General features: G+C 38.1%; 9 protein-coding genes. 7 read left to right on the top strand and 2 right to left on the bottom strand.

Annotated features, from left to right (window positions below; all coding sequences use genetic code 11):
• Window positions 1-81: 81 nt before the first annotated feature.
• Window positions 82-1719: a peptide chain release factor 3 gene (prfC, locus tag PL9631_RS03745; RefSeq protein WP_083617140.1), complete on the bottom strand. Its 1638-nt coding sequence runs from the start codon at window positions 1717-1719 to the stop codon at window positions 82-84.
• Window positions 1720-2348: 629 nt separating this feature from the next.
• Here prfC and PL9631_RS03750 point away from each other — a divergent pair.
• The gene (locus tag PL9631_RS03750) at window positions 2349-4748 is read left to right on the top strand and encodes an ATP-binding protein (RefSeq protein WP_231516634.1); all 2400 of its coding nucleotides are present in this window, start codon (window positions 2349-2351) and stop codon (window positions 4746-4748) included.
• Between the two features lie 107 nt (window positions 4749-4855).
• Here the strand turns inward: PL9631_RS03750 and PL9631_RS03755 are convergent, their stop codons facing one another.
• Window positions 4856-5581 (bottom strand): 4'-phosphopantetheinyl transferase family protein, encoded by a 726-nt coding sequence (locus PL9631_RS03755; protein ID WP_083617142.1) that lies wholly within the window; start codon window positions 5579-5581, stop codon window positions 4856-4858.
• Between the two features lie 154 nt (window positions 5582-5735).
• On the opposite strand from PL9631_RS03755, the gene PL9631_RS26960 reads away from it, so the two are divergent.
• The 6 genes from PL9631_RS26960 to PL9631_RS03780 all read left to right on the top strand — a co-directional run bounded on the left by PL9631_RS26960 (window position 5736) and on the right by PL9631_RS03780 (window position 16451).
• The gene (locus PL9631_RS26960) at window positions 5736-5870 is read left to right on the top strand and encodes a hypothetical protein (RefSeq protein ID WP_269321682.1); all 135 of its coding nucleotides are present in this window, start codon (window positions 5736-5738) and stop codon (window positions 5868-5870) included.
• 126 nt (window positions 5871-5996) lie between these two features.
• On the top strand, window positions 5997-7388 hold the full coding sequence (locus tag PL9631_RS03760; RefSeq protein WP_083617144.1) for a malic enzyme-like NAD(P)-binding protein: 1392 nt from the start codon (window positions 5997-5999) through the stop codon (window positions 7386-7388).
• Between the two features lie 91 nt (window positions 7389-7479).
• Window positions 7480-9249 carry an EAL domain-containing response regulator gene (locus PL9631_RS03765; RefSeq protein ID WP_083617147.1) on the top strand — a complete coding sequence of 590 codons (1770 nt, stop codon included), beginning with the start codon at window positions 7480-7482 and terminating at the stop codon, window positions 9247-9249.
• Window positions 9250-9279: 30 nt separating this feature from the next.
• Window positions 9280-10374, top strand: coding sequence for a hybrid sensor histidine kinase/response regulator (locus PL9631_RS03770; RefSeq protein ID WP_083617149.1), 1095 nt, complete (start codon window positions 9280-9282; stop codon window positions 10372-10374).
• A 53-nt stretch (window positions 10375-10427) separates the two neighbouring features.
• On the top strand, window positions 10428-15236 hold the full coding sequence (locus tag PL9631_RS03775) for a PAS domain S-box protein (protein WP_083617153.1): 4809 nt from the start codon (window positions 10428-10430) through the stop codon (window positions 15234-15236).
• 123 nt (window positions 15237-15359) lie between these two features.
• On the top strand, window positions 15360-16451 hold the full coding sequence (locus tag PL9631_RS03780; RefSeq protein WP_083617156.1) for a hybrid sensor histidine kinase/response regulator: 1092 nt from the start codon (window positions 15360-15362) through the stop codon (window positions 16449-16451).
• Window positions 16452-16513 lie beyond the last annotated feature (62 nt).

The following is a 16513-nucleotide window of genomic DNA, read 5'->3' on the forward strand; positions in this document are numbered from 1 at the left end:
GCACGCCGTGTCAGTGCGCTTAAGCGCAACAACAAGTTTAATTGTATATGCGTTGTTTATTCAGGGATCAAGATTCAAGCCTTATTCTTCCTCTCCCGATTCAAACGGTTTAATTGAAACTACCGGAGCAATAGAAGTCAGTTTTAACTCAGGATGATCGGCTTCCGCTTGACGACAATTCCATTCATTTTTAAACAGCAAAACTGGACGATCCCAGCTATCTTTCACCACCGCCGCGTTAAAAATTCGTCCGACTTTATTTAAAACTTCCCAACCTCCAGTTACCCAACGGGCCACAGTATAAGGTAAAGGTTCTAATAGGGTTTCAGCCCCATATTCATTTTGCAATCTAAACTGCACCACCTCAAATTGTAGTTGACCCACGGCCGCTAAAATCGGGTCACGTTTAGATTGATCAACAGAAAACATAATTTGTACCGCCCCTTCTTCCCGCAATTCTAAAACTCCTTTATGGAATTGTTTAAACTTAGAAGGATTGGGATTTTTTAAATAGGCAAATAACTCAGGGGTAAAACAAGGAATCCCTTCATATTCTAATTTTTTGCCCATATAAATTGTATCGCCAATGGCAAAAACCCCGGGATTATTTAATCCAATTACATCCCCAGGATAGGCGGTTTCAATCGATTGTCTTTCCTGGGCAAAGAGTTTTTGCGGACGGGAAAGACGGACAACTTTTCCAGTCCGGGCATGATTAACCGTCATATCCTTTTCAAATTTTCCCGTACAAACGCGCACAAAGGCCACCCGATCTCGGTGTTTGGCATCCATATTCGCTTGTAGCTTAAAAACAAAGCCCGTAAACTCTGGATACTCGGGTTCCATATTTCCCAGGGTACTCAGATGGGAACCGGGTTTTAAGGCATATTCTAAGAAGGAATCCAAGAATAATTGAACCCCAAAATTAGTCATAGCACTGCCGAAGAAAACCGGGGTCATTTTTCCAGCATGAACTAAATCCAGATCAAATTCCGAACCCGCGTGCTCAAGGAGTTCTAATTCTTCTTTTAATTGTTCATAAAGATCGGGATCTAAAAATTCCTGAATGTGGGGATCATCTAAGTCAAATACCGTATCTAACGCTTCTCGACTTCCGTGGGCGCTGCGTTCAAATAAATGAATTTTTTGTTTACGACGATCAAATACTCCTTTAAAGCGATCGCCCGTGCCAATAGGCCAATTTATCGGATAGGTTTTTAATCCTAATTCTTTTTCTATTTCATCGAGTAATTCTAAGGGTTCTTGACCCGGACGATCCATTTTATTAATAAAAGTAAAAATAGGTAGACCCCGCATTTTGCAGACTTCAAACAATTTGCGAGTTTGCGGCTCTAAACCCTTGGCCGCATCTTCTAACATCACCGCGTTATCAGCAGCGGCTAAGGTGCGGTAAGTATCTTCACTAAAATCTTGGTGTCCGGGTGTATCTAGCAGATTAATTTGACAGTTGTTATACTCAAACTGCAAAACCGTTGAGGTAATCGAAATTCCCCTTTGTTGCTCCATTGCCATCCAGTCTGAGGTGGCATGACGTTGGGCTCTGCGTACCTTAACAGCACCGGCTTCGTGAATCGCACCTCCGTACAGGAGTAATTTTTCGGTCAGGGTAGTTTTTCCAGCATCAGGGTGAGAAATAATCGCAAAATTGCGACGTCTCTCAACCTCCGTTTGAATTTCAGTTTGAATTTCTGTAGTCATTGAAGCCTAAATCGGGAATTTGTATCACATATACCATTTTGACACTCTCAGGTCTGAAGGCGCTGAGATTCTTGGTTCAACGAAACCACTTAATCAAAGTACCTTGCAGTGCTTTAACCAGAGGTGGGATTCTCCCCAAGCGTAAATTCGGGTATGCCCTACCCTATTCGCATTTCTGCGAGTTCTTTTTTTGCTTAAAAACTGGTCGTCTAGCTCCCATGAATCTTTTACCCACTGCTGGGGGAAAACTAGAACTTTGCAGTAGAACCCTATAGATTCAATTGTCAAGGTTCAGCGTTTTGCCGTTAGGCGACTAGGTTTTTATACAGGTTGTTTACCTTTTCCTGTTACTGGATATACTAACATAGATTAAAGAAATATTCACGGGGAATAAATTCCCCTGAGCGGTCACTGAGCCTGTCGAAGTGTCGCTTTTTATCTCAGGTATGAAGACGCTGAGTTTTTAATCTCCCAAATTTGTATTATAAAGGTTAACGGGGATTTTTGCTGGGTTGCATAGGAACACCCGATACTGTTGGTGCTATTATCAATTATTAATTCCCTTTTTTTGAACTCAAATTCAATATTTTATTGTATCTTTAATTCCTCAGAATAAATTCTCAATCCTCATGAACCCCACCTGGATGATCTCACAACAACTGGTTGTCATAACTGCATTCATGTCCCATGGTTCCTGTTACCTTTGGGAATCTAAATTAATCGGACTTCATCTGGTCTCGGATTTATTCACTGCGATCGCTTATTTTTCCATTCCTATCGCCTTAATGTACTTTGTTAATCGGCGTAAAGATCTCCCCTTCCCTAATGTTTTAATCTTGTTTAGTGCGTTCATTTTTGCCTGTGGACTCAGCCATTTAATGTCGATTTTCACCCTTTGGTATCCGGTATATTGGTTAGCCGGAGGATTAAAAGCAATGACGGCCCTGATTTCAATTTTTACCGCTTGTACAATTATTCCTTTAGTTCCCCAACTTTTACAACTTAAAACCCCTAAAGAACTTGAAGCACTGAACCAATTATTAAATAAAAGTCAAAAATATTATCAAAAATCTCAACAAATGTTGGAATTAATTATGAATACAATTCCCCAACGAATTTTTTGGAAAGATCGAAATTCCGTCTTTCAAGGGTGTAATTTACAAGTGGCTTTAGATACGGGATTAAAGTCTCCTGAAGATATTATTGGTAAAACCGATTATGATTTTTTTTACAGTTTAGATGAAGCTGAATTTTATCGAAAAATTGATCAAGAGGTCATGGAAACGAATACCCCGCGCTATCGAATTATCGAAACTCAATTAAGACCTGATGGAAAAATTATTTGGTTAGAAACCAATAAAATTCCCCTTCATGATTCTGAGGGAAATGTGGTGGGAATATTAGGAACATACGAGGATATTACAGAGCGGAAATTAGCGGAAGAATTATTGGCACAATCGGGAACTCGATTTCGACAATTGGCTCAACAGGAAAAACTGATTAATCATTTGGCAAATCAAATTCGTAACTCTTTAGATTTGAAAACAATTTTAGAAACAACTGTTTTACAGGTTTGGGAGTTAATGAAGGTAGATCGATGTTATTTTTGTTGGTATCGACGGCCAGAAATGGGTTTTCATTCAGATTATAAAAATTTATCTCAATCCTATTCTAATGCGGCTTATTGGGAAATTGTTGCTGAAGCTAAAGATCCGGCAATTCCTAATATTATAGGTCGATATCCTATAGAAGATGGGGGGATGGGATCTGAGAAAAATTTAGATTTTAAAATAGGACGAATTGATCAGATTGATCATGTACCTGAATCCCAAAGAAAGTCATTTTTACTCCAGTTTGGCTTAATATCGGTTCTGTCTCTCCCCATTCAAACCCAAACGGGAGAAATCGGGGTTTTAATTTGTGGAAATCATCAGGAACCCCGGTGTTGGAGTGATTCTGAAGTTGAATTATTACAGGCTGTCACGGCGCAAGTGGCGATCGCTATTAACCAAGCCCAACTCTATAATCAAACCCGAGAAGCCGCAGCTTTAGCTAGAGCTCAAACCCTAGAATTAGAAGCGACTTTAAATAAATTACGACAAACTCAAGCCCATTTAATTCAAACTGAAAAGATGTCTTCTTTAGGTCAGTTAGTGGCAGGGGTTGCCCATGAAATTAATAATCCGATTAATTTTATTTATGGAAATGTTGATTATGCAGCCCAATATCTGGAGGATTTATTGAATTTAGTATCCCTCTATCAAGAGCATTATCCCGATCCAGTTTCTGATATTCAAGAAGTGATTGAAACCGTAGATTTAGATTTTTTACAACGAGATTATCCCAAACTATTAAGTTCCATGAAAGTCGGGGCGAGTCGCATTCAGCAAATTGTTTTATCCCTGAGAAACTTTTCGCGTTTAGATGAAGCAGATGTTAAACAGGTGAATTTACATGAGGGCTTAGAAAATACATTATTGATTTTACAAAATCGTTTATCAGAAACCGGAGAAAGACAAAAAATTCAGGTGATCAAAAACTATGGGGAATTGCCCTTAGTCCATTGTTATGCAGGTCAGATGAATCAAGTATTTATGAATTTACTCACTAATGCTATTGATGCAATTCAGGAGCGAATCGTAGAACAAAATCAAGAAATTATTTCTAGTCTGAATCCTAATGATGTAGAGTTATATTCTGAAGATGATATCGGTTTTAATTCATTGAATTGTTGGAAACCCACGATTACGATTACTACAGAAGTCATGGAGGATAATCAGGTTTTAATTATCATTGCTGATAATGGGATGGGAATGACGGAAACCGTTAAAAATAAATTATTTGATCCATTTTTTACCACAAAACCCGTGGGAAAAGGAACTGGCTTAGGATTAGCTATTAGTTATCAAATAGTTGTGGAAAGACATCTGGGTAAGTTAAAGTGTTCTTCTCAAGTTAAACAAGGATCGGAATTTATGATTGAGATCCCAATTCAACAACATCAAAATCTGACTCTTGATCAAAACTAATTCCTTCATATAAAAGCTCAATGAGAAACTCAAATTCTATGCTTTGTAATGTGATCACATCTCCATTTGTGTACTCATAATAATACCACGTTTTTCCTTCCCATCGTCTATTCTAGGGCTTTTTCTTCAGTCCATTGCCTATATTTAAACTGATAATTTGTTCCCTTAATTGCCAAGGTTGCTAGATAGTTTTCTGCGGTTTCAATTCTTTGTAACGTCCAATTTTTAGCTAATTCCGAATCCTGGGAAATTTTCAAAATTTTTAGGTTGGAATCCAGAGGCGTGAAAATTTCAACTTCCTGTAACCCAACCAACCCTTCTCCCGTGGCCTTTAAGTAGGCTTCTTTGCACGTCCAAAGTCGAAAAAATGCAGCATATTGTGCTTCTGAATCAAGGGAATTTAACCACCGATATTCAGACTCACAAAAAAAGCGTTTTGCTAAGGAAATAAGTTCAATTTCCCGAATATATTCTATATCTATGCCGATATTTTCTTCCAGGGCGATCGCATAAATAGCTTTTCCATGGGCATGGGATAAATTAAACTGTAGCGGTAAGGGATCTTGATCTAAACTAGGTTTTCCTTTAGAACTATACTTAAATTTAATCCGTTCTGGCGAAAGGTTTAAATAGTGACCGAGAATAATTCTTAATATTCCCCGGGCAATCATAAACGCCTGTTGATCCCGTGGGAACTTGAATTGTCTTGCTCGTTTTAGCTCAGGATCAGCCAGAATACTTTGATAAAATTCAAGGTATGGAGGCGATCCTGTTAAATTTGTTTGCCAAATATGAACCGTATTGTGATATAATTCAAGAGTTGGTGAAACCATAGCCCCGATTAAATTTTTGGTATAATAGGTAATTTAACTGGATAGGTCTGATTCCGCTTTGAATGATTAAGAAAATAAATTGACGTTAGATTATAAGTGGTGAATAGATCAGATAATAAAGATCAATTGCCAATCCTAACCCGAGATGATCACTATGGAACCCTCAAAAAATCAGCGAAAAAAGCAAGTAAAGCGGGCGCTGGAAAAAACACCTACACCGAAATATGTCGATCAATATATTAGTGTAGCGAATCTCAGCTATTACCTGCAATTTCAACAGCAGTATTAAAAAAATTCGATATATAGCAGTATTACCCCTTAACCCTTACCCCTTGCTATATGTCATGCTTACACTACAGACTGATCTTGATCTGCGGTGATATCATACCAAATGGACAGCTAATTAATACTGAATATGGTTAACTTAACACCGAATCCGAGTTATAGCGTTACAATTCGTCTGGAACTACCTAACCGTGCCGGAATGTTGGCTAGTGTTTTTCAAGCGATCGCCAGCGTCGGCGGAAATTTAGGTCAAATTGACTTAATTGAACAAACTCTGCACAAAACGATTCGGGAAATCAGTGTGGATGCCTCGAGTGAAGAACACGCAGAACAAATTGTCCAAGCGGTAAAAGATTTAACTGAGTTAAAAGTATTAGCGGTTTATGACCGAACTTTTAATCTCCATCGCGCCGGAAAAATCAGTATTCAAAGTAAAATTCCCCTAAAATCTCAATCGGATTTAGCCATGGCTTATACTCCGGGTGTGGGTCGAATTTGTAAAGCGATCGCTGAAGATCCAGAGCAAATTTATCAACTGACGATTAAACAAAATACCGTCGCTATTGTGACTGATGGTAGTGCAGTTTTAGGCTTAGGAAATTTGGGGCCAGGTGCAGCTTTACCCGTGATGGAAGGGAAAGCCATGCTATTTAAAGAATTTGGAGATATTGATGCCTTTCCGATTTGTTTAGATACCCAAGATACTGACAAAATTATCGAAACTGTTAAATATCTTGCCCCAGTTTTCGGCGGCATAAATTTAGAAGATATTGCCGCCCCTCGCTGTTTTGAAATTGAAGCTCGACTGCGAGAGTCGTTAGATATTCCTATTTTTCATGATGATCAACATGGCACAGCAATTGTTAGTTTAGCCGCGTTAATTAATTCCCTAAAATTAGTCAAAAAATCCCGGGAAGATATTCACTTGGTTTTAAATGGGGCAGGTGCTGCGGGGGTTGCCATGGCGCGTTTATTCAAAAAAGCCGGAGTTCGTAATATTACTCTATGTGATTCTAAGGGAATTATTAGTCATAATCGCACCGATATTAACGAACAAAAACGGGAATTTGCTGTTAACTTATCGGGAACTTTAGCCGATGCGATGAAAGATGCGGATGTGTTTATGGGAGTTAGTGCTCCTGGGGTGGTAACTCCCGAAATGGTGCGATCTATGGCGAAAGATCCTATTGTTTTTGCTATGGCTAATCCAATTCCTGAAATTCAACCGGAATTAATTATAAATGATGTCGCCGTCGTAGCAACAGGACGCAGTGATTATCCCAATCAAATTAATAACGTTTTAGCCTTTCCCGGTCTATTTCGAGGTGTCTTAGATTGTGGAGCTAGAAGTTTAACAATTTCCATGTATTTAGAAGCAGCAAATGCGATCGCTTCTTTAGTTTCTCCCACGGATTTAGATCGGGAATATGTTGTGCCTTCGGTATTTGATAAACGGGTGGCTACGGCCGTCGCCAGTGCCGTTACCCATACCGCCCGTCAAGAAGGTTTAGCCCGCAATTAAAAAATCGTAGTGAGTCCTGAAGGACTCTCTTAAGGGTGTGAAAGACTCACTACGATTTTTTATATAAAAAATTTATTTGAGATAAACAACCATGTCTAAAATTCTGGTTATTGAGGATGAAGACTTAATTAGAGATAACATTATCGAATTACTAGAAACAGAAAAATTTGAAGTTTTTAATGCCGGAAATGGCAAAATTGGTTTACAATTGGCAATTCAGCATCAACCAGATTTAATTTTGTGTGATGTGGCGATGCCGGAAATCGACGGTTATGGGGTTCTCGTTGCTTTACAAAAAAATCCGGTCACGGCAACTATTCCCTTCATCTTCTTAACAGCAAACTCCGATGTCGGCGACCTGCGAAAAGGAATGCAGCTTGGGGCTGATGATTATCTAACCAAGCCTTTCACCCCCACAGAATTACTCAAAGCCATTGTGATTCGTTTGAAAAAAAACGCCACTTTAAAAGCTAATTATACTCACCAATTAAAAATAGCTGAATCTAAACTTAATCAATTAATTTATCAAGATAGCCCCACTAACTTACCCAACCGTTTATCCCTGTTGGAATATTTTCAACAAAGGTTGGATGAGTTTTCATTGCTGTCTGTTGCTAATCAAAATTGGCAACAAAATGGGATGATACCGATTATCTATTTAGGGATAGATCGGTTTGGTAGAATTAACGATATTTTAGGTTATGAAGGGGGAGATTCCCTTTTGAAAGCGGTGGCCGAGCGGTTAAGAAAAAGTTTACCTGCTGATAATATTATTATTCATATTGATAGCAATCAATTTGCAATTTTACTCCCACCAATTTTGGAGCAACAACAGATTAAGACCGTAATTGAAAACTTACAACAGCAGATCTCCGATCCCTTTGTGTTAACAAATCGAGAAGTTTTGATCACCGTTAGTGCTGGAATTTCCCTTTATCCCCAAGATGGTCGGGATATTCAACACCTGCTGCGGGAGGCCAAACAAGCCATGAATCAAGTTAAACAACAAGGAGGAAATCATTATAGTTTTTATATTCCTGCTTCGGAACATCAACTGTCGGAAAGGATTGATTTAGAAGTTGCTTTGCGGTATGCTTTAGAAAGAGAAGAATTGGAACTTTACTATCAACCGCAAGTCAGTTTGAAAACGGGAAATATTATTGGTGCGGAGGCCTTACTTCGCTGGAAACACCCCCAAAAGGGCAGGATTTCCCCAATAAAATTTATTCCTATTGCGGAAGAAACAGGTTTAATTGAATCCATTGGCGAATGGGTTTTATCTCAAGCCTGTCAACATAGTCAAGCCTGGCGATCTCAAGGTTTAGGACGTTTGCGCGTGGCGGTAAATTTATCGGGGCGGCAATTCCAAACACCTAATTTATGCCAAAAGTTAATGGAAATTTTACTCACTACGGGCTGTGAACCGGATTATTTAGAATTAGAATTAACCGAAAGTTTATTAATTCGAGATGCTGAATTATCCATCCAACAGTTACAGGCTTTAAAAGCCTTGGGAGTAACCATAGCTATTGATGATTTTGGGACGGGATATTCTTCCCTAAGCTATCTGCAAAAATTCCCCTTTGATGTGCTGAAAATAGATCAATCTTTTGTCCGCAATCTCCATACTAATAAAATCAATGCCACCATCACGCAATCTTTAATTTCAATGGCTCATCTGTTAAATTTAAAAGTGATTGCTGAAGGGGTAGAAACTCAAGAAGAATTAAATATCTTGCAGAGCTTTCAATGTGATGAAATTCAGGGGTATCTATTTAGTCGTCCGCTCAATTTAGAGGATTTTCAAACCTTAGTTAAAAGTGGAAGTCAATTAAATATTTCTCAACCTCATCCATCATAATCCTGAATCAAAATTATTGAGGAAATCAAAATGACCAGAATTTTAGTAATTGAAAATGAAGACTTCATTCGCGAGAGTATTTTAGAACTGTTAGAAATTGAAGAATTTGAAACCATGTCCGCCGAGAATGGAAAGATCGGTTTACAACTTGCTCAAAAATCTAATCCTGATTTAATTTTATGTGATGTGGTGATGCCGGAAATGGACGGTCATGGGGTATTAAAAGCATTACGAGAAGCACCAGAAACTAAGATCATTCCGTTTATTTTTCTAACTTCTAAATCCGATAAATTAGACTTGCGAAAGGGCATGGAATTGGGGGCAGATGATTATTTAATTAAACCCTTTACCCCCAAGGAATTGCTGAAAGCGATCGCCACTCAACTAGAAAAAAAAGCCTCAGTTCAAAAATTTTCCCAGGAAAAATTAGATGAACTCCGTAAAAATATTACCCATTCCTTGCCCCATGAATTAAGAACTCCTTTAAATGGAATTTTAGCATCAACGGAACTTTTACTCGATGAATTAGATTTCATGGAAACTAATGAGATCCGTGAAATTGTCGAGCAAATTTCCTTATCTGGGAAACGTTTATATCGGTTGACAATGAATTTTCTGCTCTATGCGGAATTAGAACTAATTGCCACCGATCCCAAAAAGATTGCCAGCTTACGTCAGGAGAAAACCCGATCCTCGCAAACAGTAATTACGGAAAAAGTAATGGCTCAAGTTCAAGAGGAAAAACGGCAGGCAGATTTAGTTCTCAATCTACAAGATGTGGCGATCGCCATGGCAGAAATGAGAGTAGAAAAACTGGTTGAAGAATTAGTTGATAATGCCATGAAATTTTCCGCCATCGGACAACCGATTGAAATTAACGGATTTGTTAAAGATAATCAATTTGTTTTATCAGTTAAAAACTATGGACGAGAGATCACCCCTCAACAAATAGCTCAAATTGGAGCCCATGTTCAGTTTGAACGCAAATTGTATGAACAACAGGGTTCGGGGTTAGGATTAGCCATTGTCCAAAAACTGATAGGACTTCATCAAGGTCAACTGATCATAGAAAGTCCCAGCGATCACCAAACTCTTGTAACCGTTTATTTACCTTTGTCTGCTTGACGGTTGACTATGGCTTTTTTTCTTTGAAAAATAACTATAATATCCGGTGATTTATGACAAAAAATAATAAAAAAGCAGAGAGGCAACACCTCCTTGACCAACAGGAACAAATAATTGAACAACGGGTACAACAACGCCTGCGGGAACTCCAACTCCCCCTCGACCCCAGCGCGCAACCAACCATAGAAGCTAAATTAGAACAAGCCCATCAACAGTTAACATTTCACGTCGAAAATTCTCCTTTAGCTGTGATTGAGTGGGATGAGCAGTTTCGGGTCAAACGGTGGTCGCCCCAAGCCGAAAAAATCTTTGGATGGAAGGCAGAAGAACTTCTGAATCGTCATTGGAATAACTGGGAATTTGTATATCCAGAGGATTTAGAACAGGTAAATGCGATCTCGTCGCGGTTGCTCAATGGTGAGGAAAACCGGAATATCTGTTGCAATCGGAACTACACAAAACAGGGGAATTTAGTATATTGTGAGTGGTACAATTCTGCTTTAAAAAACTCAAGTGGGCGAGTTATTTCTCTTTTGTCTTTGGTGCAGGATGTCACTATTCGTGAAACTGCCCAACAGGAACTCAAGCGTCGCGCCCGACAACAACAGGTGATTGCCGAATTAGGTCAATATGCCCTCTCACAAACCAACTTAGGGCATCTGGCCAAAAAGGTTGTGACCTTGGTGGGACAAACATTAGGGATCAAATATATTGAAATTTGGGAATTACTCCCCAACCAAGGCACATTTTTGTTAACGGCGGGATTAGGTTTGCGTCCTCGTTCGGTGGGGCGAGTTACCCGGAGCAATAGCCCCCAGTCCCAACCGGGCTATACATTATTAGTGAAACAACCCGTTATCGTTGAGGATTTGCGGGTCGAAACCCGCTTTAGCGTTAGCGATTCGGCATTTTTTTCCAATCATGATATTGTTAGTGGGGTAACGGTTTTAATTTCTGGAAAAGAAAAGCCCGTTGGGGTGTTAGGAATTCATTCTCAGGAGCAACGAACCTTTAGCGCCGATGAAATTAATTTTTTACAAGCCGTTGCTAATATTATTGCCTCTGGTGTAGAGCGCCAACAAGCCGAAGCGGCGTTAAAAACCCTAAATCAAGATTTAGAAATTCGAGTGGCTGACCGGACAACAGAACTAATTTTCACGAATGAAAAACTCCAGCGCCAAGTTGTAGAGTTAAAGAAAATAGAGTCTGAATTAGAAAATAAAGCTGATCAACAAGCAATTATCGCCGCATTAGGTCAAAAAGCCCTATCAGAAACCAATTTAGTTTCCCTCATTAATGAAGTGGTGATTCAGATTGCTAACAATTTAAACATTGAATATTGCAAAGTTTTAGAATATAGTTTAGAGGACTGTTTTCTCACCTTAGCAATTTGGGATGAACCCCTTAAAAATTATATTCTTCTGAGTCATGAACCCCTAATGTCACTATCCTTAAACAGAAATCAAGTCCCCGATAATCAGGAGGATTTAAAATCTAGCTTATTCTCTTGTACCTGCAAATATAGCGAGGATTTAGAGCCAAAAGAGCTTAATTATGGCAAGTTTAATTTTGTTAATCAAGGAATTTGTATTCCGATTCGGGGACAAAATTACCAGCAGTTAGGACAGATAGAAATTTATGGTAAAAAAAATCAACTGTTTCGCGAAGACGAGGTAAATTATTTGCAAAGTGTGGCGAATATTTTAGCAACGGCAATTGAACGAAAACAAACGGAAGTAGCCCTACGATTTAGTGAAGAACGATTTAAAATTACGCTAAAAAATTCGCCTATTATTGTGTTTAATCAAGATTTAGAGTTACGCTACACTTGGATTTATAATCCGGCGGGAGGATATGAATCAGAAGCCGTGATTGGTAAATTGGATTTTGATATTTTTCCCCGGGAAAATGCGATTCAACTCACCCAACTGAAACAACAGGTTTTGAACACAAAAGCGGGTTTGCGAAAAGAGGTGACTACTAATATAGGGGCAGATATTCAATGCTATGATTTAACCATTGATCCTTTGTGGGATTTAGAGGGAAATATTATCGGAATTACGGGCGCGGCATTAGATATTACCGATCGCAAAAAAGCTGAATTAGAGTTACAAGAAAGTCAACGGTTTATTCAACGAATTACTGACGCTATTCCTAATATTTTATATATTTATGATTTAATTGAAAGTCGCAATATTTATGTGAATCAAGAAATTACTAACATTTTAGGATACACGCCAGAACAAACTTTAGAAAAAGGTTCAAATTTCCTCTCTGAATTGATTCATCCAGAGGATTATATTAGTTTAGGAAAACATTATCAGAAAATTGCCACAGCCAAGGACGATGAAATTTTAGAGTTTGAATACCGCATCAAAGATACTCAGGGAAATTGGCATTGGTTGGTCAGTCGAGATACAATTTTTGCTCGGAATTCTGAGGGTAAACCTAAACAAATTTTAGGAGCCGCAACGGATATTACAGAACGGAAAAAGGTAGAAGAACAATTGCGGCTGAGTGAACGAGCGATCGCCTATAGTAGTAATGGTATTGTGATTGCTGATGCTCGACAACCGGATAATCCCATTGTTTTTGTCAACCCAGCTTTTGAAAAAGTCACTGGATATTCTGCGGCAGAAGCCCTGGGAAAAAATAGCCGTTTTCTTCAAGGTAAGGATCGTAATCAGCCCGAGTTAAAACAAATTAGAACCAGATTACAACAGAAACAAAATTGCAATGTTGTATTAAGAAATTACCGCAAAGATGGATCTTTATTTTGGAATGAACTAAATATTTCTCCCATTTATGATCAGGAGGGAAATCTCACCCATTATTTAGGAATTCAGAATGATATTACTGAAAATAAATTAGCCCAGGAACGTTTAGGTCAACAAGTGATTCGAGAACGATTAATTGCCACCATTACCCAACGAATTCGAGAATCTTTGGATCTAAAATCTATTTTATCCACAATGGTAACGGAAGTTAAACAATTTTTGAAAGCTGACCGGGTATTAGTGTATCGAATTTACAAGGATTATACAGGTTGTGTTATTTCTGAGGCCGTTAGTCCTGAGTGGTGTTCCCTTTTAGAAAAAACTTTTTCTGAAGAAATCTTTCCCTCCCAATGTCATAGCTATTATATTCAAGGCAAAATTGCCTCAATTGCTAATATTAACGAGGATCACATTTTACCCTGTTTAGTTGAATTTTTAACTCAATTTAAAGTCCAAGCTAAACTAGCGGTTCCTATTATTGAAAATGAGACCTTATGGGGTTTATTAATTGTTCATCAATGCAGTCAACCTCGACAATGGGAAGCCTGGGAAATTTCCCTACTAGAACAAATTACCAGTCAACTCGCCATTGCGATTCAACAATCTGAACTTTATGAACAATTACAAACAGAATTAAAAGAAAGATCTCTGGCTCAACAATCTTTATTAGTCAGTCAAGAACGATTAAAATATTTGCTATTTTCTAGCCCAGGAATTATTTATAGTGCCAAACCAGGGGAAGACTATCAAACCACATTTATTAGTGATAATATCAAGACTCTTTTGGGATATGATGTTTCCGACTTTACTCAATCTGGATTTTGGTTAAGTCATATTCATCCGGAGGATATCGGGAGAATTACAAATCAATTATCTCCATCATCTCCATTGTTTGAACAAGGATATTGTAGTTATGAATATCGTTTTCAACACCAGGATGGTAGGTATCGTTGGATGTATGATCAAGCTAAATTAATCCTCGATGCCCAAGGAAATCCTTTAGAAATAGTTGGATATCGGATTGATATTAGCGAGCGCAAAAGAATTGAAGAACAATTATGGGCAACTACATCTCGATTAAGCACATTGATTGAGAATTTACAGTTAGGGGTTTTAGTTAAGGATGAATTTCAGAGAATTGTATTAATTAATCAAGCTTTTTGCGATTTATTTAAAATCAAAGAATCCTCCGATAAACTGATCGGTATGGATGGCAAAACATTTTCCTTTGAATATCAAAATCTATTTAGCGATCCCGCACAATTTATTATTAGAAATAAAGAAGTCATGGGCAGAAAGCGACTGATCACGAATGAAGAAATCTCTTTAGTTGATGGACGGACTTTTGAACGAGATTATGTTCCGATTATGATTCAAGGAGTCTCTCAAGGTCATTTATGGATGTATCGAGACATTACTGAACGCAAAAAAGCAGAAGATACCCTGATGACATCCTTGCGAGAAAAAGAAGTTTTACTCAAAGAAATTCACCACCGGGTCAAAAATAACTTGCTGGTGGTTTCTAATCTTTTAGAATTTCAATCGGATTATATTCAGGAACCCGGATTAATTAAGGTTTTGGACGATAGCCGCAATCGGATCTATTCCATGGCTTTAATTCATGAAAAACTCTATCGTTCAACTAATTTAGAAAGAATTAATTTTGGAGATTATTTAGAAGATTTAATTGATAATTTGTTTGAATCTTATAATGTCCAAGATGGTCGAATTGAGTTTCAACTCGATATTGAACCCGTTGGTTTAAATATTGAAACTGCTCAACCCTGCGGTTTAATTGTGAATGAATTAGTATCTAATACCTTAAAACACGCCTTTCCTAATGGTCGCTCAGGAATTGTTTATCTGGGACTACATCAAAACCCCGAAGATAAAATTATTCTCACGGTTCGAGATAATGGCATCGGTTTTCCCGCCGGAGTAGACTTTAGAAATGTTGAATCCTTGGGAATGGAATTAGTTTGCACTCTCACCGAGCAACTCGAAGGAACTATCACCCTCAACCTAGAAAACGGAACCTTATTTACCGTTAGTTTTTCCGAACTCCAATATCGACATCGGTTTTAATCGGAAGCAATTGTCGGGTGCGTGTAGAGCTTCTCCCACGCACCAACAGATTATCCGTATACAGCCAAACCCGCTCCAATCAAAAAAATGTTAATATAGTTAATAGGGAAAGGAGGGAAAAAAATGGCAGCCATTAAAATTTTAATTGTCGAAGATGAATTGATCATTGCCAAAGGATTGGCGAGAAAATTAGAAAAACTAGAATATGTGGTGGTGGGGATTGCGTCCTCTAGTGTATCGGCATTAGAAAAAGTTACAGAAACCCAACCGGATTTAATTTTGATGGATATTGTAATTAAGGGGGATTTAGATGGAATTGAAACGGCAAAAATTATTCAAGAAAAGTTTAATATTCCGGTTATTTATGTAACAGCTTATGCTGATGATGAAACCTTAGAACGGGCTGAAAAAACGCAATCCTATGGATATATTCTCAAACCGTTTAAGGAGCGAGAAGTTCATGCAGCGATTAAAATTGCCTTAAACAAGCATCAAGCCTCCTTACAAATGCAGCATTCTTTGCAAGAAGCCCAATCGGTTAACGATGATAAATCGCGGTTTTTCTCCATTGCTTCCCATGATTTAAAAACCCCATTAACAGCGATTCAAATGTCCGCCGGAATGTTGAAAGATTATAGTGAAAAATGGCCAGAAGATAAAAAGCAAAAACATTTAGATAGAATTCAAAACTCCGTGCAGAATATGAACAATCTTTTAGAAGATTTGTTAATATTAAGTCAGGCTGAATCTGGGAAACTAATCTTTAGTCCTGAACCCCTAGAAATTGTTGAATTTTGTCAAGCAGTTATCGAAGAAATTAAACCCATTGCTAATACTAAAAATCCCCTGGTATTAATCACTTCTCCAGACGTTATTTTGGGAAATTTAGATAAACATTTACTGCGTCATATTTTATTAAATTTGTTATCTAATGCGATCAAATATTCTCCTGATGGGGGTAAAGTCAGCCTGACAATTCACCAAGAGGGTCAATTTGTCCGGTGTGAAGTGGCCGATCAAGGAATTGGTTTACCGAAAGATTATCAAAATAAACTATTTCAACAATTTGAACGCGCTAGTAACGTAGGAAATATTAAAGGAACGGGGTTAGGATTATCAATTGTTAAACAATCTGTTGATTTACACGAAGGTAAAATTACAGTTAAAAGTGAACCGGGAGAGGGAACAATATTTACGGTAATTTTGCCTTTGTAGACCCTAATTTTTTTAACGTAGTGAGTCCTTTAGGACTCCCTGAGAGGCGTGAACGCCTCACT

Origin of the sequence: Planktothrix paucivesiculata PCC 9631, from assembly GCF_900009265.2 — a bacterium.
Taxonomy (GTDB): domain Bacteria; phylum Cyanobacteriota; class Cyanobacteriia; order Cyanobacteriales; family Microcoleaceae; genus Planktothrix; species Planktothrix paucivesiculata.

What these genes read in the sequence shown, in the direction of transcription:
- prfC (WP_083617140.1), bottom strand. Translation starts at nt 1,719, where the DNA reads ATGACTACAGAAATTCAAACTGAAATTCAAACGGAGGTTGAGAGACGT.
- PL9631_RS03760 (WP_083617144.1), top strand. Translation starts at nt 5,997, where the DNA reads ATGGTTAACTTAACACCGAATCCGAGTTATAGCGTTACAATTCGTCTG.
- PL9631_RS03780 (WP_083617156.1), top strand. Translation starts at nt 15,360, where the DNA reads ATGGCAGCCATTAAAATTTTAATTGTCGAAGATGAATTGATCATTGCC.
- PL9631_RS26960 (WP_269321682.1), top strand. Translation starts at nt 5,736, where the DNA reads ATGGAACCCTCAAAAAATCAGCGAAAAAAGCAAGTAAAGCGGGCGCTG.
- PL9631_RS03775 (WP_083617153.1), top strand. Translation starts at nt 10,428, where the DNA reads ATGACAAAAAATAATAAAAAAGCAGAGAGGCAACACCTCCTTGACCAA.
- PL9631_RS03770 (WP_083617149.1), top strand. Translation starts at nt 9,280, where the DNA reads ATGACCAGAATTTTAGTAATTGAAAATGAAGACTTCATTCGCGAGAGT.
- PL9631_RS03765 (WP_083617147.1), top strand. Translation starts at nt 7,480, where the DNA reads ATGTCTAAAATTCTGGTTATTGAGGATGAAGACTTAATTAGAGATAAC.
- PL9631_RS03750 (WP_231516634.1), top strand. Translation starts at nt 2,349, where the DNA reads ATGAACCCCACCTGGATGATCTCACAACAACTGGTTGTCATAACTGCA.
- PL9631_RS03755 (WP_083617142.1), bottom strand. Translation starts at nt 5,581, where the DNA reads ATGGTTTCACCAACTCTTGAATTATATCACAATACGGTTCATATTTGG.